The sequence below is a fragment of the Kitasatospora kazusensis genome (assembly GCF_039529945.1).
GTDB classification, from domain to species: Bacteria; Actinomycetota; Actinomycetes; order Streptomycetales; family Streptomycetaceae; genus Kitasatospora; species Kitasatospora kazusensis.
The window spans coordinates 47,256-67,458 of the sequence record NZ_BAAANT010000021.1 but is presented as its reverse complement, the minus strand read 5'-3'; the positions used below and the strand labels follow the sequence as shown (position 1 = coordinate 67,458).

At 71.9% G+C, this 20,203-nt stretch carries 16 protein-coding genes and 4 pseudogenes; 11 read left to right on the top strand and 9 right to left on the bottom strand.

Annotation, left to right across the window (positions count from 1 at the left end):
• Positions 1-7 precede the first annotated feature (7 nt).
• On the bottom strand, positions 8-1,117 hold the full coding sequence (locus ABD330_RS18950) for a DUF6777 domain-containing protein (protein ID WP_344466563.1): 1,110 nt from the start codon (positions 1,115-1,117) through the stop codon (positions 8-10).
• Positions 1,118-1,615: 498 nt separating this feature from the next.
• Between ABD330_RS18950 and ABD330_RS18945 the strand changes: the two genes are divergently transcribed.
• The gene (locus tag ABD330_RS18945; RefSeq protein WP_344466561.1) at positions 1,616-2,959 is read left to right on the top strand and encodes a streptophobe family protein; all 1,344 of its coding nucleotides are present in this window, start codon (positions 1,616-1,618) and stop codon (positions 2,957-2,959) included.
• Between the two features lie 49 nt (positions 2,960-3,008).
• Here the strand turns inward: ABD330_RS18945 and ABD330_RS18940 are convergent, their stop codons facing one another.
• From ABD330_RS18940 to ABD330_RS18930, 3 genes are read right to left on the bottom strand one after another with little or no spacing between them, the layout of a single operon-like run.
• Entirely contained in the window at positions 3,009-3,977 is a 969-nt protein-coding gene (locus ABD330_RS18940) for a serine/threonine-protein kinase (protein ID WP_344466559.1), read from the bottom strand.
• Positions 3,974-4,483, bottom strand: a complete 510-nt coding sequence (locus ABD330_RS18935) for a hypothetical protein (protein ID WP_344466557.1) — start codon at positions 4,481-4,483, stop codon at positions 3,974-3,976. The genes ABD330_RS18940 and ABD330_RS18935 overlap by 4 nt, the downstream gene beginning before the upstream one ends.
• 16 nt (positions 4,484-4,499) lie before the next feature.
• Positions 4,500-6,845, bottom strand: coding sequence for an FHA domain-containing protein (locus ABD330_RS18930; protein ID WP_344466554.1), 2,346 nt, complete (start codon positions 6,843-6,845; stop codon positions 4,500-4,502).
• A gap of 224 nt (positions 6,846-7,069) precedes the next feature.
• Between ABD330_RS18930 and ABD330_RS18925 the strand changes: the two genes are divergently transcribed.
• The 4 genes from ABD330_RS18925 (at position 7,070) to ABD330_RS18910 (ending at position 11,656) form a co-directional block, all read left to right on the top strand.
• Positions 7,070-7,291: a hypothetical protein gene (locus ABD330_RS18925; RefSeq protein WP_425555576.1), complete on the top strand. Its 222-nt coding sequence runs from the start codon at positions 7,070-7,072 to the stop codon at positions 7,289-7,291.
• A complete protein-coding gene (locus tag ABD330_RS18920) occupies positions 7,266-8,759 on the top strand; it encodes an outer membrane protein assembly factor BamB family protein (protein ID WP_344466550.1) in 1,494 nt (497 codons plus the stop codon). Before ABD330_RS18925 ends, ABD330_RS18920 begins: the two co-directional genes overlap by 26 nt.
• A gap of 194 nt (positions 8,760-8,953) precedes the next feature.
• Positions 8,954-10,576 carry a D-alanyl-D-alanine carboxypeptidase/D-alanyl-D-alanine endopeptidase gene (gene dacB / locus ABD330_RS18915; RefSeq protein WP_344466548.1) on the top strand — a complete coding sequence of 541 codons (1,623 nt, stop codon included), beginning with the start codon at positions 8,954-8,956 and terminating at the stop codon, positions 10,574-10,576.
• Between the two features lie 105 nt (positions 10,577-10,681).
• Positions 10,682-11,656 (top strand): LysM peptidoglycan-binding domain-containing protein, encoded by a 975-nt coding sequence (locus ABD330_RS18910; protein ID WP_344466546.1) that lies wholly within the window; start codon positions 10,682-10,684, stop codon positions 11,654-11,656.
• 85 nt (positions 11,657-11,741) lie between these two features.
• Here the strand turns inward: ABD330_RS18910 and ABD330_RS18905 are convergent, their stop codons facing one another.
• Together ABD330_RS18905 and ABD330_RS18900 are read right to left on the bottom strand one after the other, a co-directional pair.
• The gene (locus ABD330_RS18905; RefSeq protein ID WP_344466544.1) at positions 11,742-11,957 is read right to left on the bottom strand and encodes a DUF397 domain-containing protein; all 216 of its coding nucleotides are present in this window, start codon (positions 11,955-11,957) and stop codon (positions 11,742-11,744) included.
• Positions 11,954-12,769: a helix-turn-helix domain-containing protein gene (locus ABD330_RS18900; RefSeq protein WP_344466542.1), complete on the bottom strand. Its 816-nt coding sequence runs from the start codon at positions 12,767-12,769 to the stop codon at positions 11,954-11,956. The genes ABD330_RS18905 and ABD330_RS18900 overlap by 4 nt, the downstream gene beginning before the upstream one ends.
• A gap of 142 nt (positions 12,770-12,911) precedes the next feature.
• On the opposite strand from ABD330_RS18900, the gene ABD330_RS18895 reads away from it, so the two are divergent.
• From ABD330_RS18895 to ABD330_RS18885, 3 genes and pseudogenes are all read left to right on the top strand, one after another.
• Positions 12,912-13,349 (top strand): ATP-binding protein, encoded by a 438-nt coding sequence (locus ABD330_RS18895; RefSeq protein ID WP_344466540.1) that lies wholly within the window; start codon positions 12,912-12,914, stop codon positions 13,347-13,349.
• Entirely contained in the window at positions 13,346-13,651 is a 306-nt protein-coding gene (locus ABD330_RS18890; protein ID WP_344466538.1) for a hypothetical protein, read from the top strand. Before ABD330_RS18895 ends, ABD330_RS18890 begins: the two co-directional genes overlap by 4 nt.
• A 245-nt stretch (positions 13,652-13,896) precedes the next feature.
• Positions 13,897-14,016, top strand: a pseudogene (locus ABD330_RS18885) (IS5/IS1182 family transposase); the annotation flags it as partial.
• Between the two features lie 269 nt (positions 14,017-14,285).
• Here ABD330_RS18885 and ABD330_RS18880 read toward each other — a convergent pair.
• Entirely contained in the window at positions 14,286-14,714 is a 429-nt protein-coding gene (locus ABD330_RS18880) for a hypothetical protein (protein WP_344466536.1), read from the bottom strand.
• Positions 14,715-14,879: 165 nt separating this feature from the next.
• Between ABD330_RS18880 and ABD330_RS18875 the strand changes: the two are divergent.
• Positions 14,880-15,296, top strand: a pseudogene (locus ABD330_RS18875) (nitronate monooxygenase); the annotation flags it as partial.
• 704 nt (positions 15,297-16,000) lie between these two features.
• On the opposite strand, the gene ABD330_RS18870 reads toward ABD330_RS18875, so the two are convergent.
• Together ABD330_RS18870 and ABD330_RS18865 are read right to left on the bottom strand one after the other, a co-directional pair.
• A complete protein-coding gene (locus ABD330_RS18870) occupies positions 16,001-16,858 on the bottom strand; it encodes an SDR family NAD(P)-dependent oxidoreductase (protein WP_344466534.1) in 858 nt (285 codons plus the stop codon).
• 55 nt (positions 16,859-16,913) lie between these two features.
• Positions 16,914-17,756: pseudogene (locus ABD330_RS18865) on the bottom strand (oxidoreductase).
• Positions 17,757-18,262: 506 nt separating this feature from the next.
• Here ABD330_RS18865 and ABD330_RS18860 point away from each other — a divergent pair.
• A pseudogene (locus ABD330_RS18860) lies at positions 18,263-18,370 on the top strand (DNA starvation/stationary phase protection protein); the annotation flags it as partial.
• A gap of 801 nt (positions 18,371-19,171) precedes the next feature.
• Positions 19,172-19,972, top strand: a complete 801-nt coding sequence (locus ABD330_RS18855) for an SDR family NAD(P)-dependent oxidoreductase (RefSeq protein WP_344466532.1) — start codon at positions 19,172-19,174, stop codon at positions 19,970-19,972.
• Positions 19,973-20,203 lie beyond the last annotated feature (231 nt).

Below are 20,203 nucleotides of genomic sequence, written 5' to 3'. Positions count from 1 at the left end.
TCTGCCCCTACCCGCCCGTGAGCGGGCCCGCGGCCGAGGACCCGGCGGACACCGGCCCGCTCTGGCCCGTCACCCCGGACTCCGAGTGCGGGGAGCCCCCGGCGGGTGATCCGGACCGCCGGGTCGAGGCCGCGTTCGCACTCGGTCCCTGGCCCGACGCGGACCCCGAGGAGACCCCGGCCGAGGCGGACGACCCGGACGACCCGCCGGACGACGCCCCGGACGATCCGCCGGAGGACGCGCCCGAGGACGCGCCGGACTGCGGCGATCCCGAACCGGAAGAAGCCGAACCCGACTCCGGCGACGAAGCCGAGGACGAGGACGCCGAGTGGGACGCACTCGCGCTGCCGCTCCCGACCGACGCGGCGAAGGACTCCCCGCTCGACGGATCGACCACCACGATCCTGTTCACCGGGCTCGGGGCCGGGCTGACCACGACCACCTCGTGCTCCTGGAAGGCCGGCCAGGCCGTGCCGGCGAAGACCGGGTTGGCGCTCAGCGCGGCCGGCGGCAGCAGCGGGTTGCCGCAGGCGCAGCGGGCCCTGGGCAGACCCCGGGAGTCGACCAGCACCGCCGTACCGGCCTGCAGGACGGACTGGAAGGGCGTCGCCACCCCGTCGCGGAAGCCGTGGTTGGTGACCCGGGTGTCCACCCGCAGGACGACCGGGGTGAGCGAGCGCAGGTAGGCCGGGATCGCGCTCGGGTCGATGCCCTCGACGCCGGCCCAGGCCCGGGCCTTGGCCTCGTTGCCGGGGCTGGTGAGGAAGTCCGACAGCTTGGGGACGTCGCAGCTGGCGATCTGCGTGCTGCCGCCGTACAGGCCGACGGCGGCGCCCTGGACGGTCCGCTCCGCTCCGGAGACGCTCGCGGCCACGGACGGCGGGGACACCGGGGACGGCGTGGCCGAGACGGCCGCGACCGAACCGGTGAACGGGTCCGGCCCGGTGGCCGCGACCGGCTGGAGGGCGACCTGCTGCGCGGCCTGGACCGTGCCCTTGCCCCCCTGGTTGGTCAGCACCACGGTCAGGACACCGGCCGCCACCAGCACACCCGCCCCCAGCGCGATGCCCCGCCGCCCGTGCCACCACGGCCGCCGGGGCCGCCCGCCGGAGGCCACGACGAGCGTCCGGGGCCCGCCGGGAGGCTGGGACGGGGGCTGGGAGAGCGGGCCCGAGCCCGGCGGCACCCCGCCGGTGCTCGTCGGCGTCGGACCCACCTCACCGGACGGCCCGGACAGCGGCCCCGACGGCGGACCGGACGGCGACCCGGACGCGGCTCCGGAGCCTCCCCCGGACGGCGGACCGCCGCCCGTGGAACCGGACGGCCCGGACGACCCGGCAGGCGGCGGCCCCGAGGACGGACCGGTCAGCCCCTCGGCGGACGGGTCCGACGGCGGCTCCGACGGCGGTAGGGAACTCACGACTCGCCTCCACGGCTCTGCTGGCTCCCCCCATCGGCCTCATTGTCTGCGCGTCCCCGCTCCCCCGCGCAACCGCTGGCCCCGGGCCCTCCGGGCCTCCGGCCCGCCCCGCCGGTGGCCCGCCCACGGCGGCGGACGCCGCGACCGCCGCCCGAGCGGTCGCCGAAGCCGCGACCGTCACCCAGTCTGGAGAGCGTGCACCAGAGCGCCGATCCCGGTACCCCCGGCCCCGGAACCCCCCGCCCCGGAACCCCCCGCCCCGGAGCCTCCGCCGCACCGCACCCCGCCGCCGCGTCACGCGCCGCGAGGGGCCTGCGGGTCTGGGGCGAGGCCCTGGCGGCCGTCCTGCTCGCCCTGCTGGCCATGACGGCCGTCGCCGCGCTCGGCCTGTGGTCCGCCCACGCCCGCGAACTGCCCGGCGGCGCGTTCCCCTCCGTGCTCGCCGCGACGGTGCTGACGGCCGTCGGGGTGCCGGTCGAGCTGACCGGCAGCGCCGCGTTCGTGGCGCAGGCGCACGGCGGGATCACCGTGCTGCCGCTCTCGGTGACGCTGGTCGGTGCGCTGGTTCTCGGTGCGGTGTTCCTGCGTCCGCTGCGGCTGCACGCCGTCGTCCCGCCCGGCGAGCTGGCCGGGCGCGCGGCGCGGACGGCCTTGCTCTGGGCAGGTCTGGTCCTACTGCTCCGGCTGCCCGCGCAGCACACCTTCACGCTCTCCACCGGTGACCAGCTGCTGGACGAGCTGGGCGGCGCGTTCGGCGGCGCGCCGACCGTCGGCTTCCGCACCGAGCCGTTGTCGGCGCTCGCGCACGGGCTGCTCTGGGTGCTGGTCGTGCTGGCGCTCACCCTGCTGGCCTCCCGGCGCGCGCCGCTGCCGACCGCGCTGCTGCGCTACCAGGCCGCCGTCCGCCCGGCCGGGCACGCCGTGCTGGTGCTGCTGCTCGGGTACGTCCTCCTCGGGCTGGTGGCGGGGCTCGCCTCCGCCGCCACCGACGGGCACGCCCGCGACACCTTCTCGGTGCTGCTGCTGGGCCTGCCCAACCTCGCCTGGCTGGCGCTGGGCCTCGGCCTCGGCGGCTCCTGGCACGGGCACGTCAGCGGCGCCCTCGGGCTGCCGATGCCCGAGGCGCTCGCCGCCGTGCTGAAGACCTCCGCGTCCCGCGACGTCACTCTGGACGTGAGTGCGCTCGCCCAGCAGGACGGGCGCGCCTGGCTGCTGCCCGTCCTCGCGGCCGTCCTGCTGCTGGTCACCGGCTTCGCGGCGGCCCGGCGCTCACCGCCCGGCCTGCGGGTCTGGCAGCACGCGGTGCACCTGGCCGTGGCGCTGGCGGCCGCGGCGCTGCTGATCGGGCTGCTCACCCGGATCACGGCCTCGTACGGGCTGTCGCTGCTGGGCCTCGGGGGCAGCGGCGGCATCTCGCTCCAGCCCGACCTGCTGGTCTCCGTCCCGCTGGCCGCCCTCTGGGGTGCGGTGGCCGGCGCGGTGGGGGGCGCCCTGGCGGCCCGGGTCGGGCCCGACCGCGGTTCCGGCTCCGCCGGATAGCGGGTGCGGCGCGCGGCGCCGGTCCACCCGGCTCCTGGACGGGCAGGCGTCAGCGGCCGGTCCGGAACACCGGCAGCGCCCAGTCCGGCGGCATCGGCGGCGCCGAGGGCTCGGGCACCACCGGGACCACCTCGGTCGGGGTGGGCGGCACCACCCGGGCGTCGGCGGCCTCACCCGCCGCCCTGAGCGCCGCGACGAAGGCCAGGCAGCTGTCGTAGCGCTCCCCGGGGGTCTTGGCGAGCGCCTTGGCGAGCACCGCGTCGATGCCGGCGGGCAGGTCGGGGCGGAGCGTGGTGACCGCGGGGGGCGGGTCGTTCAGGTGGGCCCAGAGCAGCGCGAGGTCGTCGTCGCGGCGGAACGGCGGTGCGCCGGTGAACTCCTCGTAGACCACGCAGCCGAGGCTGTAGACGTCGCAGCGGCCGTCCACGGGTTTGCCGGAGATCTGCTCGGGCGCGACGTAGTCGAGGGTGCCGACGAACTGGCCGACCGTGGTCAGGCCGGTGAGCGAGAGGGACTTCTTGGTCAGGCCGAAGTCGGTCAGGTAGACGTGTTCGGGGTGGTCGCTGTCGGTGCCCTCCGCGATCAGGATGTTGCCGGGTTTGACGTCCCGGTGGACGAGGTCGTGGGCGTGCGCGGCGTCCAGCGCGGAGGCGACCTGGGTGGTGATCCGGACGGTCTGGCGGACGGAGAGCGGGCCCTGGCCGTCCAGCAGCACCCGCAGGTCGCGTCCGCGCACGTAGCGCATGGCGATGTAGAGCATCCCGTCCGCCTCGTCCGCCTCGTACACCGGGACGATGTTCGGGTGGTCGATGGCCGCGGCGATCTTCGACTCGCGGGCGAAGCGCTGCCGGAAGACGTCGTTGCGGGCGAGTTCGGGGGCGAGCAGTTTGACCGCGACCGTCCGGCCCAGCCGCAGGTCCTCGGCCTGGTAGACCACCGCCATCCCGCCGCGCCCGATCACCCGGCCCAGCCGGTAGCCGGCCAGCTGCTGCCCGCTGAGGTCCGGCGGCCCGCTCACCCGGCGCCCTCCTCGGCGGGCGGCGGGTCGACGGTGGCGTACGTCTGCAGCCGGGTGCCGTCGCAGTGGTACCAGCGCCCGTGGTCGAGGTCGAGCAGCCAGGCGGCCGGGCCGTCCAGCACCGCGCCGACCCGCAGGCCCCGGCTGTGGGTGCGGAAGGTCTCCAGGTCGATCCGCCCGTCGGCGAGTTCGTCGACCAGCCGGCGGTACGAGGCGAGTGCCCGCTCCAGCTGGGCCAGCAGCGGGCGCGGGTCGGCGGTGGCGCCGAGCGGGGCGACGGTGCCGGGCGGGTGGTGCGGGAGGGCGACCAGCAGGCGGCCGTCCACCCAGGCGGACCAGCCGTTCGAACAGACCACATGGGCCCAGTCCCCGCTGGTCAGGTCGAGCCGGACGGGGAGCAGCGGGTCGAGTCTGGCGGTCGGGCGGGACGGGTCCGGCGCGGCCCAGGTGGGCAGGCCGTCCCCGGGGACGACGTGGGTGGGCCGGAACTCCTGCGGTCCGTCCATGGGCGCCGACTACCCGCTACCCGCGCATGATGGCGGGCTCGTGCCGCCGCAGCAGCCGGATCACCAGGAAGCCGAGCAGTACCGAGAGCGCCACCAGCATGCCCATGTCGAGCAGCCAGGCGGCCTGGGTGTGCTTGAACAGCGGGTCGTCGGTGAGTTTGCCGGGGACGGCCTGGTGCAGGTCGATGGTGGCGGACATCGCGCCGAGCGCCCACCGGGACGGGACGAGCCAGGAGAGCTGGTTGAGGCCGGGCACGCCGTTCAGCTGGAGCAGCGCGCCGCAGAAGACCACCTGCACGATGGCGAGCAGCACCAGCAGCGGCATGGTGACCTCCTCCTTCTTCACCAGGGCGGAGACGAAGAGGCCGAGCATCATGGCGGTGAAGGAGAGCAGCGCGACGGCGAGGGTGATCTCCAGCAGCGGTGGCAGGAAGATCCCGCCGCCGCCCTGCGGCCGGATCTTCACCCCGACCAGGCCGACCATGGTGAGCACCACCGCCTGGACGACGGTGATCGTGCCGAGCACCACGATCTTCGAGCAGAGGTACGCCGATCTGGACAGCCCGACGGCTCGTTCGCGCTGGTAGATCACGCGCTCCTTGACCAGCTCGCGCACCGCGTTGGCGGCTCCGGTGAGGACGCCGCCGACGCAGAGGATCAGCAGTGCGTTGAGGGCGCTGTTCTCGTCGAGTTTGCTGCCGGCCAGGGCGCGGGCCATCGCGCCCATCACGAACGGCAGCGCGATCATGACGGCGAGGAAGGTCCGGTCGGCGCTGAGCGCGGTGGCGTAGCGGCGGACCAGGGTGCCGAGCTGCGCGAACCAGCCCTGCGGGGGCGGCGGCGCGACGGGCACCGGGGCGGTCCCTTGGCTGCGGCGCGGGCGTTCCATCGCGTCGGCGATGTAGCGGCGGTGCTCGTCGGAGTCGCGGTACTGACCCGCCCAGTCCCGCGCGGTGTCGTTCTCGAAGGCCTCGAAGGCCTCCGGCCACTGCGGGAAGCCGACGAAGCCGAGGGTCTCGCCGGGCGGTCCGTAGAACGCGGTCTTCCCGCCGGGGGCGAGCAGCAGCAGGCGGTCGCAGAGGTCGAGGCTGAGCACGCTGTGGGTGACGACGATGACGGTGCGGCCGTCGTCGGCCAGGTCGCGCAGCATGTGCATCACCGAGCGGTCCATCCCGGGGTCCAGGCCCGAGGTCGGCTCGTCGAGGAAGAGCAGCGAGGGCTTGGTGAGCAGCTCCAGCGCGACGCTGACCCGCTTGCGCTGGCCGCCGGAGAGGCTGGAGATGACCTGGTCGGCGCGCTGCTCCAGGCCGAGCTCGCCGATCACCTCCTCCACCCGGGCGGCCCGTTCGGCGGGCGCGGTGTCGCCGGGGAAGCGCAGTTCGGCGGCGTAGCGCAGGGCGCGGCGGACGGTGAGCTGGGTGTGCAGGATGTCGTCCTGGGGGACGAGTCCGATCCGGCGGCGCAGCTCGGCGTAGTCGCGGTAGAGGTCGCGGCCGTCGTAGCGGACGGTGCCCTGGTCGGCGGGGCGCAGCCCGGTGAGGGCGTTCAGCAGGGTGGACTTGCCGGCGCCGCTGGGCCCGGCGACGGCGAGCAGGCACTTCTGGCCCACCGGGAAGGTGATGCCGTCGAGCAGGACCTTGCCGCCATCGACCGTGACCACCAGGCCCTCGACGTTCAGGTCGACGTCGCCGGTGTCGACGAACTCCTGGAGCTGGTCGCCGACCAGGCAGAACATCGAGTGCCCGATGCCGATCAGGTCGTCGGCGCCGACGACGGCCCGCAGCACGGGCTGGCCGTTCAGGTAGGTGCCGTTGTGGCTGCCGCTGTCGGCGATCTCGTAGCGGCCGTCCGGCCTGGCCAGCAGTTCGGCGTGGTGCCGGGAGACCGACAGGTCCGGGACGACCAGGTCGTTGTCGGTGGCCCGGCCGATCCGGATCACCTTCGCGGGCAGCGGGCGGACGGTGGTCGGCGGGCGGTAGGAGCCGGTGAGCGAGGTGAGCGCAGAGGGGGCGGAGGGCGCGGGCCGGCCGACCGCGGTGGGCTCGGGGAGGGCGCTGACCGTCGCGCACGGGCCGTCCGGGCTGCCGAAACTGACGGTGGTGCCGGGGTCGAGGTCCAGGTGCTGCACGCGGTGGCCGTGTGTCCAGGTGCCGTTGGTCGAGCCGGTGTCGTCCAGCGTCCAGTGGCCGTCGTCCACGTGGAGCAGCGCGTGGTGCCAGGAGACCCGGGGGTCGGCGAGCACGATGTCACCGGTCGGGTCCCGGCCGACGTTGTACGAGCGGCTCGGGCTCATCACCTGCGAGTCGCCGTCGGTCTCCAGTACGAGCTGCGGCGCCCCTGGGGCGGCCTGTCGGGCTCCCATACGGTCGATGCTAGTCCTGGCCGGGGACGGCCGCTCGGCCGGATGTGGCGCGCCCGACTTGCACGGGTAACCGCCCGTACAGGTGATTCGGGGAGTCGGGCGGTACCGTGGCGGGTAGCTCTTGACGCATGCTCACTCATTGGCCGTCGGCCGCACACCGGGGAGGCGTTGTGAACACCTGGGCGACCTGGACCACACAGGGGATCCTGGCAGGACACGGTGGAGTGCAGACCGCGGAGGTCGGCACCATCACAGGGGATCTCACCCTGCACACGATGTGGATCGACGGTGAGGCACGGCTGACCGTGCAGTACTCCGGCTCACTGGACTGGTACACCGTCGACGGCAGCCCGGTCGCGGCGGCCGACGAGACCACCGCCCGCAACGTCCACCAGGCGATGGTGGAGGCGGCGAAGGCCGGTGGCGGTGCCCGGGCGCCGCACTGACGCACGGCGGCGGGCGGCCCTCGCGGCCGCCGCGGCACTGCCCGTCCTGCTGCTGCCCGCCTGTACGGCGGGCGGCGGCGGGCCGGTCCCGACGCAGGTGGCGACGGCCGCGCGCAGCGCGACACCGCTCTCGGCCGGGGACTGGACCACCTACCACCGCGACCCGGCCCGCACCGGCGTGGCGCCGGGCGCGGCGCCCGTCCGCTCGCTGACCAGGGCCTGGTCGGCCGCGCTCGACGGCGCGGTCTACGGCCAGCCGCTGGTGGTGGGCGCGCGGGTGCTGGCCGCCACCGAGAACAACACCCTCTACGGCCTGGACGCCGCGAGCGGCGCGGTGCTCTGGAGCACGCACCTCGGCCCGCCCGCGACCGCCGCCGAGCTGCCGTGCGGGAACATCGATCCGCTGGGGATCACCGGCACCCCGGTCTACGACCCGTCCAGCGGGCTGGTCTACGCCGTCGCCGAGCTGTCCGGGGGCCGGCACGAGCTGGCCGGGCTGGACGCCGCCACCGGCGCGGTGGTCGTCCGGCGGGAGGTCGAGCCGCCGAAGGGCGATCCGCTCGCGCACCAGCAGCGGGCCGCGCTGACGCTGCTGGACGGGCGGGTGGTGGTCGCGTTCGGCGGCCTGTTCGGGGACTGCGGCACCTACGTCGGCAGCGTGCTGGCCGTCCCGGCGACGGGCGCGGGGCCGATCCTCTCGTACGCCGTGCCGACCGCCCGCGAGGGCGGGATCTGGGCCGCCGGCGGGCCGGTGGTGGACGGCGGGCGGCTGCTGGTGTCGGTGGGCAACGGCGCCGAGACCAGCGGCACGAACCAGGGCTCGGACTCGGTGCTCGCGCTCGCGCTCCCGTCCTCGCTCCCGTCCTCGCTCACCACCTCGCTCCCGCCCTCGCCCTCGCCCTCGCTCACCACCTCGCTCCCGCCCTCGCCCTCGCCCTCGACGGAGCTGGTCCGGACGGACTTCTTCGCGCCGTCGAGCTGGCAGCAGGACAACGCCGACGACCTCGACCTGGGCTCGCTCTCCCCCGTCCGGGTCGGCCGGTTCGTGCTGGCCGTCGGCAAGCGCGGCACCGGGTACGTGCTGGACGCCGCGCACTTCGGCGGGGTCGGCGGCGAGCTGTCGCAGGCCGCGCTCTGCCCGGCGTACGGCGGCGCGGCGGTCACCGGCTCCACCGTGTACCTGCCGTGCCAGGACCAGTTGCTCCAGGTCACCGTGGGGGACGACGGGAGGCTCGGGACGGGGTGGCGGCTGCCGCTGCGCGGCGCGGGCTCGCCGGTGGTCGGCGGCGGCGCGGTGTGGGTGCTGGACTACGGGCAGGGGCGGCTGTACGCGCTCGACCCGGCGGACGGGCGGGTGCTGGAACAGACCGCGGTGGGGCCCGTCCCGCACTTCGCCGCGCCGGTGCTGACGGGTGGCCGGGTGCTGGTCGGCACCATGGCGGGGGTCACGGCATTCGGGACGGACTGAGCCGTATCCGACGGTGCATCCCCTTTGCGCGTGAAAACTGACTGATCATCACTGTTATTCTGTGCACGACAGACGGGGGCGCTCCAGCCAGCCGGTACCGGCCTTGCGGGGGGGCTGACACGTCCATCTCCGCGCGTCCGGTGCGGGTGGGGCCTTTCCTGCCCCTGCCCGCTTCCCCACGCGAGGAGCCCACCTTGCCCCTGCCCGCACGCATACGCCGCCGCACGCTGCCGTTCGCGGCCGTCGCGCTCGCCGCGACCCTGCTCGCCGGTTCCGCCCAGGCCGACTCCCCCAGCCCGGCCGACCCGGCGCTGACCGCCGACATCGACGCGATCCTCGCGGACGCCCGGCTGGCCGGCGCCCAGGCCGGCGTCGAGGTCCTGGACACCAGCACCGGCCAGGTGGTCTACCAGCACCAGGCCGACTCGCTGCTGACCCCGGCCTCCACCCTGAAGAACGTCACCTCGGCCGCCGCGCTCGACCTGCTCGGCCCGGACCACGTCTTCACCACCGAGGTCCGCACCACCGGCGACCGCTACGGCAGCGTGCTGGACGGCGACCTCGTCCTGCGCGGCGGTGGCGACCCGACCCTGCTGACCCAGGACCTGGACGATCTGGCCGCCAAGGTGGCCGCCGCCGGCATCACCACCGTCACCGGCCGGGTGCTGGCCGACGGCAGCCGCTACGACAACGTCCCGCTCGGCCCGGGCTGGGCCTGGGACGACGAGCCCGTCTCGTACAGCCCGCAGATCTCCGGCCTCACCGTCTCCACCGACGCCGAGTACACGATGGACAACGTCCAGGTGACGGTCACGCCGGGCACCCAGGGCGGGCCCGCGAACATCTCGCTCAACCCGGCCGAGACCCCCGTCCAGCTGGTCGGCCAGGTCACCACCGGCGCGGCCGGCAGCCCGGCGACGGCGTACGCGACCCGCCTGAACGGCGTGAACCAGATCGCGCTGTCCGGCAGCCTGCCCGTCGGGGCGGCTCCGGCCACCTACTGGACCACCGTGGCGGACCCGACCACGCTGACCGGCGACGTCTTCGCGGGCGCGCTCGCCCGGCACGGCGTCAACGTGTTCAACCCGGTCCGGACGGCGACCGGCAGCGAGACCTCGCAGCCGCTGCTGTCCCACGACTCGCAGCCGCTCGCCAACGTGATCCTCCCGATGCTCAAGATCAGCAACAACGGCATGGCCGAGCAGCTGATCAAGGAGATCGGCAAGGTCAAGGGCGGTCAGGGCAGCTGGGCCACCGGCGTCGCCCAGGTCAAGGGCTTCCTGGCCGCCAACGGGCTGGCGAGCCCGGTCGGCCGGCAGGTCGACGGCTCGGGCCTGTCCCGCTACGACCTGATCAGCCCCGCCAAGATGACCGGCCTGCTGAAGGTCGCCGCCACCAAGCCCTGGTTCCAGAGCTGGTACGACGCGCTGCCGGTGGCCGGGAACCCGGACCGGATGGTCGGCGGCACGCTCGCCAACCGGATGCGCGGCACCGCCGCCGTGAACAACGTGCACGCCAAGACCGGCTCGATGAGCGGCGTCGACAACATCACCGGCTACGCCACCACGCCGGACGGGCGCCGGCTGGCCTTCACCGTCATGGTGAACAACTTCGCCGGGGTCACCCCCCGGCCGCTGCTGGACGCCATCGCCGTCCGCCTGGCCGCCGGTCCGGCCGCCGCCCCCGCCATCGCCAAGTCGCTGAAGGCTCCCGCCCCCGCCCAGGCCCCGCTGCGGGCGCGCGCGGCGCACAACGCGCCGGCCGACGACTCCTTCACCACCCGCTGGGACGACTGCGAGACGCTCAGCCACTGCTGAACCCTCACGCCCGGGCGGCTCGTTGACGAACCATCCGGGTGACCTCCCCCGTAACCGGGCCCTGCCGACCGTCGTTGGCAGGGCCCCGGCACTTTTGGAGGCACCATGTCCGGCGCGAGGGCCATGATCGACAAGGCCGAGAGCTACCTCGGCTACCGCGAAGGCGCGGCGAACAGCAACCGCTTCTCCACCGAGATGGGCCGCCCGGCCGAAGCCTGGTGCGCCGACTTCGTCTCGGCCGTCGCCCTGGAGAGCGGCAACGCGGCACACTTCCCCGACACCGCCTCCTGCTCCGACGCCCGGGGCTGGTTCGAGCAGCGCGGCCGGCTCTCCGTCTACCCCGCGATCGGCGCCCAGGTCCTCTTCGGCGCCCCCGGCAACCCGCTCGGCCCCGGCGGCGAACACACCGGCATCTGCGTCTCCTACGACACCGACACCCTCACCGTGGTGGCCGGCAACACCAACACCGACGGCTCCCCGGAGGGCGACGGCGTCTACAGCCGCACCTACCAGCGCCGCTCCGCGTACGTCGACTCCTACGGCTACCCCGACTACCCCGAGGGCCTGGTCTGCGCGGACCCCGCCTGGCGCGGCCGGGCGGGCGTCATCTACTTCGGGCACGAGGCGAGCGTGGCCGACCTGCCCACGCAGTCGCTCACCGGCGCCATCCCGGCCCAGCAAGAGCGGCAGGTCGTCATCGACGGGCAGCCGTACGGCCCCGGCGCGAGCGGCGCCCACCTCGCCACCCTGCGCGAGATGCTGGTCGCCGCCGGCTGCTCCCGCTACGCCGACCTGCCTTCCCCCGGCCCGGACTGGAGCGACGCCGACACCGCGAGCTTCCGCGCCTACCAGCTCCGGATCGGCGACACCGGCCCCGACGCGGACGGCATCCCCGGCCCCCGCCAACTCCACCACCTGGAACGCGAATACGGCGGCCGCCCCTACACCGTCCAGCCCGGCGACACCCTCTCGGCGATCGCCGCCGAATTCGGCACCACCGTCGAACGCCTCGCCGAGGCCAACGCCCTCACCGACCCGGACCACATCGAAGCCGGGCAGATCCTACGGATCGTCCGGTAACCCGGACCGCGTGAACGAAACGTCGTAGCCCCGGTGCGGACCACTCGGTCCGCACCGGGGCTACGGCGTGAAACGGCCTGTCTGATCAGACCGTCGGGAAGTCGCCCGCCTTGACCCCGTCGACGAACGCCGACCAGGCGTCGGCGGGGAAGACCAACGCGGGCCCGCCGGGGTCCTTGCTGTCGCGGACGGGCATCACACCGGGGACACCGTCCGCCACCTCGATGCAGTCACCGCCCTGACTGCCACTGAAAGTCGACTTCCGCCAGGCGAGAGCGGGGAGCTCCGGGTTGCTGGTCATGTACTCAATCCCTCCATAGCGGTGGCGATCAGCACTGCCGTAGCCTGCGGCGACAGCGCGTCAGCCCGGATCAGATCGAAGATCAGACTACACCGCCTCACCTCATGAGGTTCGGTGATCATTTGCCCTGTCGCATGCCCCTCGACGTAGGCCACGTTGGGCCCTTCAGCGAAGGACAGCAGAGCCATCGGACCATCAAGACTGGCGTGCGCCCCTGCGCTGTCCGCCAACACTTGGATGATCACCTGGGGACTTCTTCCGGCATCCAACAAATGACCCAGTTGGGCCCGGAGCACCGCCTGCCCGCCAATGGGGCGACGCAGCACATTCTCTTCGAGAATGACCCAGAGCTGGGGCGCCGAGGGCGCGGCGAGGATCTTCTGTCGTTCGAGCCTCGCGGCGACCTTCTCCTCGACGTCGTTCAGCCGCCCGGCGCTGATCACAGCCCTGGCGTAGTCCTCGGTCTGGAGTAGGCCAGGGACAACCTGAACTTGGAACGAGCTGATGTCGGTTGCCGCCGCTTCGAGGTCAACGAAGCCCCGGAACCAGGATGGGAAAGATCCCCGGCTCACCAGCGGCCAGAGCCGCGAGAGCGCCCCATCAGTGCCCAGTGCGGCATCGCAGCGCTCGGCGAAGTCCTGGGAAGGAAGCCGACGGGCCGTTTCTACCAGGCCGACCAGCGCACCCGTGTAGTTCACGATCTCCCCCAGCTGCTCCTGGGTTATCCCGGCGGCCGATCGGAAACGACGCAATTCCGATCCGAAAAAGGCGAGTACAGATGACGACGGGTCAAGTTCGCGCGCAGGTGGCATCGGTAGGCAATCCCCTGTCCGACTCGGTGCTCGTTGGACTGTTCCCCCTGGTGAGGGTAGTCGCGCGCGCCGATGCTTGAAGGACAGAAGGCCAAATCTCCTCCCGCCGCTTGATACCCGGTGCCCTGAAAGAGAGTTCCCCATGCCCGGAATGCTTGCCCGACCGCCGGCCGACGCCGGTGAGGATTCCCGCTGGCTGCCGTACACCCCCAGCGCACCCCGGGCCGCGCGGCAGCTCCTGCGGGACCTGCTTGCCGATCTGGACGGCGGGGAGCGTTACGCCGAGACCGGCGAGCTGCTGCTCAGCGAGCTGGTGACCAACGCCGTCACGCACGCGAAGTCGCGGGGGCATCTGTTGTGGGTCCGGCTGGAGCTGTACGCGGGGTCGTTGCGGATCGAGGTGCACGACGCGGGCGAGGGCCGGCCGGTGGTGCGGTCGGTGGGCGGGGACGACGAGCGCGGGCGCGGGCTGCTGCTCGTACGGGAGCTGGCCGAGAGCTGGGGATGCTGTCCGCGTGCGGGCGGGGTCGGGAAGTTCACCTGGTGCACGGTCGCTCCGGTGGCCGGCGGTGCGCGGTGAGGCGGAGGAAGGACCGGCCCGGCGGGATCGGCGCTGTCGTGGTCGAGATCGACGGCGTGACCGCGCCCGCCCGCTTCGACGAACTACCCGATGCCCTGGCCGCGCTGTGGGAGTCGCTGCGGGCGCTACCGCTCGGCGCGGTGCAGGCGGACGCCTTCCACTACTTCCTCACCCGGCCGGACGCGGCCGAGCACGTCACCGAGTTCGTCCGACGTGACGGCGCCCTGCTGCTCTCGTTCGCCATGGGCGGCCGGTCGCACGCGGTGCGGCTGCGGCCGGTCGGTGAGGCGGAACAGTGCTGACCGACTCGGCGTAGGCCGTGAGGGGCCAGGCCGGGCCGGTGCCGTGCTTCGGGCGCACGGCAGCCCCCGGCCCCGCCCGCTCCGCCGTGTCCGCCCGGCCGGAGTGCCGTGTCCGATTGCCGCCAGCAGCCCGGGCCCGGTTCGCAGAAGGTTGGTGACGGCTCGTGCACCGCATGGCGAGTCTCTATCGACCCCCATCCTGCGAGAGGCGAACGGAAGCGGCGTGGGCCAGGGAGTCGAACCGTTACGAGCGCGTCGCAACGCCCGGATGCTCCGACCGAACGGTTCGGCGTCGCCTCAAGGACTGGACTGAGCAGGAGATTTCCGCACAGGCCCACGCCCTCGCCCTGGCGGCGTACGACCGCTCCCCGACCACCAACAGAAGGAAAGGGCCCAGAAGAGGAGGTCGGACTTCCCGGCCGCCCTGACGGGTGGGGAACGGCACCAGGACTCCGTCCAGGATCCCCCGCAGGACCCCCGGCGGGCACGGGCTCGACCACGAAAGCGGCGGCGAACGGTGTCACCAGCCGTAGAGGCACAGCCGTTGCCCGGCGGCACCGAGATGTGACGTGTGGGGCAGGGCCGGCAGCCGGTGCTGTCGGCCCACCCCAGCGGTCCGTCCACGAGTGGAGGATCAGTGCCAAGCGGTGCAGATGTACTGGCCCTGATCGGTGAGGCACGCGCGCGTCACATAGGGAGGCCCGTCGTAGATCGGGTCCGTCCACCCGCCGTCCTGGTTGTACAGCGGGTTGATCCAGCCCGTCCAGGTGCGGCCGTTATCTGACGACTGGTCCATGTAGACGGCGTGGGAGGCGGCACTCGTGAACCCCTCTGCCTGGGCGTACTCGTGGTGGTCGCTTCCGAGTGCAGTCGCCAGTCGGATCGACCCGATGGACGAGTCGACTTCCTGGCAGTAGTAGACGCCCGATTCCCCGCAGTTGTTGTAGGCAGGGGCCATCGTGGCAGCGTGCGCGGCGGTTGCGCCGACGGTGGCGATGGTCAGGCTCGACGCTGCCACGCCGAGTGCGACGAGGCTTGCTCGGACGCGAGTGAGTATCGACATGTTGGTTCCCCCGAAGAGCTGCGGATCGCATGTACGGGCCGGTCAGCCCGCACTCATCGTGGAGCACCTCCTCACCCGTGTACAGAGGACGAACCGCCTCGGGTGTTAGTGGCCAGTTCAGATTCCCCACTCGCGGCCAGTTGGCGGGGAGTCATCTGGCCGCGGATGTCACAACGCACAGTCGCCGACGGGTTGCAGTTCGATGTGCGCGCTCATGGAGGCGCGTTCCCCGAGTCCTTACCCTGTCCGTTGACGCAGAGCGATCATGAGGCCATGGCATTGTCGACGGAGTTGACGGAGTTGTTGGGCGTGCGGCACCCGATCGTGCTGGCGCCGATGGGCGGTTCGGCCGGCGGCGCACTGGCGGCGGCCGTCTCCCGAGCGGGCGGGCTCGGGCTGTTGGGCGGCGCGTACGGGGACCGGGAGTGGTTGGCGCGAGAGCTGCCGATCGTGGCGGAGGGTACCGATCAGCCGTGGGGTGTCGGCTTTCTGAACCGGGCGGTCGATGCCGGCGCGGTGGAGCAGGCGTTGGAGTTCCGACCTGCGGCGGTGATGCTCTCCTTCGGCGACCCGAGCCCGTTCGTCGATCGAATCCGCCGTTCGGGCGCGGTTCTGATGGTTCAGGTCACCGATCTTGAGGAGGCCAGGCGGGCCCTGGCCCTGGGTGCCGCCGGAGCTCTCATCGGCACCCGCTTCCAGACCACGACCGAGGCCCTGGTCGCCCCCTCCGTCAGCAAGGCCCTCATCGAAGGACGCGGACAGGACACCGAACGCAACAGCGTGTTGGACATCGCCCGCGGCGCGAGCTGGCCGACGGAGAAGTACACCGCCCGCACACTCGGCCACCCCTATCTCGACCGATGGCGCGACCGGGAAACCGAGTTGGCCGGCGACTTGCAGGCCCGTCAGGACTACCAGGACGACGTGGCACGCGGGGTGATTCCACCGATGCCGGTCTGGGCAGGCGAGGCAGTCGACCTCATCACCGATCTACCGTGCGCAGCTGACCTCGTCACCGCCTTGGCTGCCCGGGCCGAGGACGCACTTGCCCAAGCCGGAAGGCGCCAGCCGGATGTGCTGAAAGGCACAAGTCCGGTCCTGAGGGGGTCGGGTCACGGCAACGTGACCCGGCTACCCGACCCGAGAGTTCCCACCGCTCACAGTACAGACCCAATAGCGGCCGCCGTATTCCCTTGGCCTGGTGCTCGGTCAGTTGGGGGCCAAGGACCTGGCCAAGGGATTCGCGGCGAGCCGGTGGTTCCGGCGGGGCTACGGGCGGATCGCGGTCACAGGACCGCGTGGTCGGCGCTTCCCGGGAAGTCGGTGCTCAGAGCGACGTCGCGTCCGGCGTCGAACTCGGTGCGCAGCTGGGTCAGCTTGGCGTCGATCCTGCGCTGGGCGTCGCTGCCGAGCACGATCCAGTGCCGGAGTTCCTCGGATCCTGCGGCCTGGTAGATCACCTTGGCCGCCTGCTCCGGGTCGCCGGGGAACATGGCGGGGGTGAGGTTGCCCATCATGGCCCGGAAGGCGCCGGCTGTTGCCGCGTAGTCGGCGATGGCGGGGCCGGAGGCGCGGGTGCGCTGCTCGATCCCGGTGCGGAAGGATCCCGGCTGGATGATCATGGCTCGCAGGCCCAGGGGTTCGATCTCCTGCCACAGGGCCTCGGTGAACCCTTCGAGGGCGAACTTGCTTGCGGAGTAGTAGCCGTTGGCGGCGAGGCTGGCCAGGCCGTCCATCGACGAGACGTTGATGACGGTGCCGCTCCCGCGCTTGCGCATGCCGGGCAGGACGAGTCGGGTCAGGGCGACCGGGCCGAAGAAGTTGATCTCGAACAGGCGGCGGTAGTCGTCCTCCTCCTGTTCTTCCAGGGCACCGATGAAGTCGATGGCCGCGTTGTTGACCAGGATGTCGATGCCGCCGAAGTGCTCCTCGGCCCGGCGCACCCCCTCGGCGCGCTGCTGGGGATCGCTGACGTCGAGGGGCAGCGCCAGCGCCGTGTTCGGGTAGCGGGCGGCGAGTTCGCTTGTCGCCTCGACGGTCGAGGCGGTGACGACGGCCTGGTCGCCCTGCGCGAGGACGTACTCGGCAAGAGCCTTGCCCAGGCCGCGCGAGGCACCGGTGATGAGCCAGGTCCTGGAGTTCATGGTGTTCTCCTGTTTTCGGGGTGTACGGGAAGTCGGATGTGTTGGCGTTGCGGTGTTAGTCGTCGGTCTCGGAGTAGTCGGATGCACGGCTTGCCTGGGCCCAGTTCTCGGCCTCGGTGGCACGCACGTCCGCGGCTTTGCGGGCGATGGCGAGGGCGTCGCTGCCCAGCAGGAGCCGGCGCGGGGGGTTGTCGGCGCTGACGACGTCGATGATGATCTTGGCGGCGCGGGCGGGGTCGCCGGGCTGGATGCCGTCGTTCTCCTGGCGGTACCGGTTGATGGCGCCGACGGTCTCCTCGTAGTCGGGGCCCACGGGGTGCAGTTCCATCGAGGAGCCCTGCCAGTCGGTGCGGAAGGCTCCGGGCTCGACGATGACAACCTTCACGCCGAAGGGTGCGGTCTCGGCGGCGAGGACTTCGGAGAAGCCCTCGACCGCGAACTTCGCCACCTGGTAGGCGCCCATGCCGGAAATGCCGCCCACCCGTCCGCCCAGCGAGGAGAACTGCACGAACACCCCTGACCGCTGGCTGCGGAACACCGGCAACGCCGCTCGTGTCACGTTGACGACCCCGAAGAGATTGGTCTCGATCTGGGCCCGGAAGTCGTCTTCGGAGACCTCTTCGATCGGCGCGCTGTTCGCGTAGCCGGCGTTGTTCACCACCACGTCCAGGCCGCCGAAGGCCTCCACTCCCGCGCACACAGCAGCTGCGGCCGCAACGGCGTCGGTGACGTCCAATGCCACCGCGCGCGCCCTGTCCCCGAACTTCGCTACCAGTTCGTCCAACTGCTCCGGGCGGCGCGCGGTGGCCACCACCCGGTCGCCCGCCTCCAGCACCGCCTCGGCGAGGTGACGCCCGAACCCTCATGACGCCCCTGTGATCAACCATGTCCTGCCCATGGGTATGACCGTTCCTTCCTCGTTCCCGCGATGCTGCTCGGTTTCCCGGCCTGCCTCATACGCCGAGGCGTGGACTGCTTCCCGTGTCAGCGGAATCGGCAATCCTCTTCAGCGCGGCCCGATGCTTCGACTCTCGGTCACCTGGGAGCTTTTCCGCGTCAGTCATATGACGGCCGGTTTGGCCGCTCTCCTACTACCGTCACCCAGCGTGTTCTTCGCGGACGGAACAGCTGGTCAGGGACCCTTAGGTCTTTCGCCTCGGGCAGCGCAGCCGATGGTGCCGGCAATTCGCTGACCAGCCGGTAGGTCATTCGACTCATCGGCCTTGTTCGGTGACGCGAAAATGTCAACGAACTTGCCGGTCAGACTGCTGCGACGTGATCGCAGTGACAGGCAAGAGAGGGGTCCTCGGCCCGCTTCCGTAATCGGCAGTCAGTTGACCGATCCGGTCTCGGGGCCCGGCTCGCAGACTGAGATGCTGTCGGACCACTCAGAAGGGAACACGTATGTCTGTCATCAGCAGCCCGCTGCCGGACGAGGAGCGCGACATTGCGGGCAAGGCCCTGCAGGCGACCCTGGTCGATCTGCTCGACCTGTCCCTCGTGGCCGGGCAGGGCACAGATGCGCGGGGCCTGCCCACTGCCTCCCCGTGCTATCACCCTGCCCGACCGACTCCGTCCAGCAGGTGCTGCACTGCCCGCGCCATTCCAGTGGCAAAAGCGGTTGGCTGCCCGGGACAACAGTTGCCGCTGCCCTCCTCTGGTAGCCCGTTTGTTGCGGTCAGACGTGCTCGGCGGACCGCTCCGCGGGTCGCGCCGGACTGCCGTTCGCGATCAGCGAGCGTGCAGGGGACCAGCGAACGACTTGCGCAGGGACGAAGGGGCAACCGCGGGAAGCAGCGATGCCGGCAGCTGCCCTTCAGGGAGCCCGGCTTCCGCGTCAGCTGAATATCGATGCGGGTTCCGCCGTCCGTGGTCCTCGTTGGGTGCAGATCTTCCGAGGGTACATAGAAGGCCGGCGTGACCTGCGCAGTTACACATAGGCCTGTTCTGTGAGGCGCCTCGCGCAGTCGGCATCCGTGCTGGTCGGCGCGACTCGTCACCAGAGCTCGCATGTTCCGGTGTCGAAATAGCAGGACGTGAATCCTCCTGATCGGCCACCAACGACGAATCTGCAGGTCACAGACCTATGGCAAACCCTCAGAAGATCTGCACCCATTGCGGTTCGACTCGTCTCACAGCACCTTTGCGCCCTGGCTCCTGACGCCAGGGCCCCGACGGCCCGTGCGCCTGGCGGGTGGCCGACGCAGTCCGCCCGCCACGGAGAGCAAGTATACAAGTGTAGACTTAGGATGTGGCGATCCATTGCCGCGCGCCGCCGTGGCGCGGGGCAGGCCCCGAAAGGAAGGCACGATCATGAACCTCGATCTCCTGGGAAAGCGCGCACTGATCACCGGTTCGAGCTCCGGATTGGGCGAGGCCACCGCGAAGTTGCTGGCTGCCGAAGGTGCCACGGTGGTGATCCACGGACGGAACAGGGACCGAGTGGAGCAGGTGGCGAAGGAGATCCGGCAGTCCGGGGGGACGGCGACCACGGCGCTGGGCGATTTGGCCACCGAGGACGGCGCTGCCGAGACCACGCGTGCGGCGACCGCAGAGGGCCCGATCGACATCCTGGTGAACAACGCCGGCTTCTACAGGCATCTGGCCTGGGCGGACGCCACGCCTGCGGAGTGGAACGACACCTACAACGTCAACGTCGTCTCGGGCGTGCGAATGATCCAGCACCTGGTCCCGGCGATGCGGGAACGCGGCTGGGGACGGGTTGTCACGATCGGCGGCGGCCTGGCCTCCCAGCCGATGAACACCCACCCGCAGTACAACGCCACTCTCGCGGCCCGCCACAATCTCGCGGTCTCCTTGGCCCGAGAGCTCAAGGGCACAGGCGTCACCTCGAACGTGGTCTCCCCCGGCGCGATTCTCGTCGAGGCGACGAAGGAACTCGTCACCCACATCGGTCCCGACCGCGGGTGGGGCGACACGTGGGAGGAGATACAGCCGAACGCCGTCGAGGCACTCATCCCCAACGACCAGGAACGATTCGGCGAGCCCGATGAGATCGCTGCAGCGGTGGCCTACCTCTGCAGCGCCTACGCCCAGTACATCAGCGGAGCCACGATCCGCGTCGACGGCGGGCTCATCCGTTCCGCCTTCTGATCAGAGGTCCCGCGACCTCCACCGATCCGAAACCCGGAACGTCGGCGCTCGGCCTGGCCAGTCGCCTGCGCCAGACAGTGCGATCCCAGCCAACAGTTGCGCGAGCCGCTCATCGAGGGCTGCAGCCGGAGCCTGTCTCTCCCCTCGTAACGTAGAAACCATGGCCGGAGGGGAAGCCGGACATCCTGGTCTCTACGTTACGAAGGGAGACACACCTTCGGACAGCGAGCC

Coding starts and splice junctions, on each gene's coding strand:
- ABD330_RS18935 (WP_344466557.1), bottom strand. CDS start 4,483: ATGGACGGACCGCAGGAGTTCCGGCCCACCCACGTCGTCCCCGGGGAC.
- ABD330_RS18930 (WP_344466554.1), bottom strand. CDS start 6,845: ATGGGAGCCCGACAGGCCGCCCCAGGGGCGCCGCAGCTCGTACTGGAG.
- ABD330_RS18910 (WP_344466546.1), top strand. CDS start 10,682: ATGTCCGGCGCGAGGGCCATGATCGACAAGGCCGAGAGCTACCTCGGC.
- ABD330_RS18905 (WP_344466544.1), bottom strand. CDS start 11,957: ATGACCAGCAACCCGGAGCTCCCCGCTCTCGCCTGGCGGAAGTCGACT.
- ABD330_RS18900 (WP_344466542.1), bottom strand. CDS start 12,769: ATGCCACCTGCGCGCGAACTTGACCCGTCGTCATCTGTACTCGCCTTT.
- ABD330_RS18895 (WP_344466540.1), top strand. CDS start 12,912: ATGCCCGGAATGCTTGCCCGACCGCCGGCCGACGCCGGTGAGGATTCC.
- ABD330_RS18880 (WP_344466536.1), bottom strand. CDS start 14,714: ATGTCGATACTCACTCGCGTCCGAGCAAGCCTCGTCGCACTCGGCGTG.
- ABD330_RS18870 (WP_344466534.1), bottom strand. CDS start 16,858: ATGAACTCCAGGACCTGGCTCATCACCGGTGCCTCGCGCGGCCTGGGC.
- ABD330_RS18855 (WP_344466532.1), top strand. CDS start 19,172: ATGAACCTCGATCTCCTGGGAAAGCGCGCACTGATCACCGGTTCGAGC.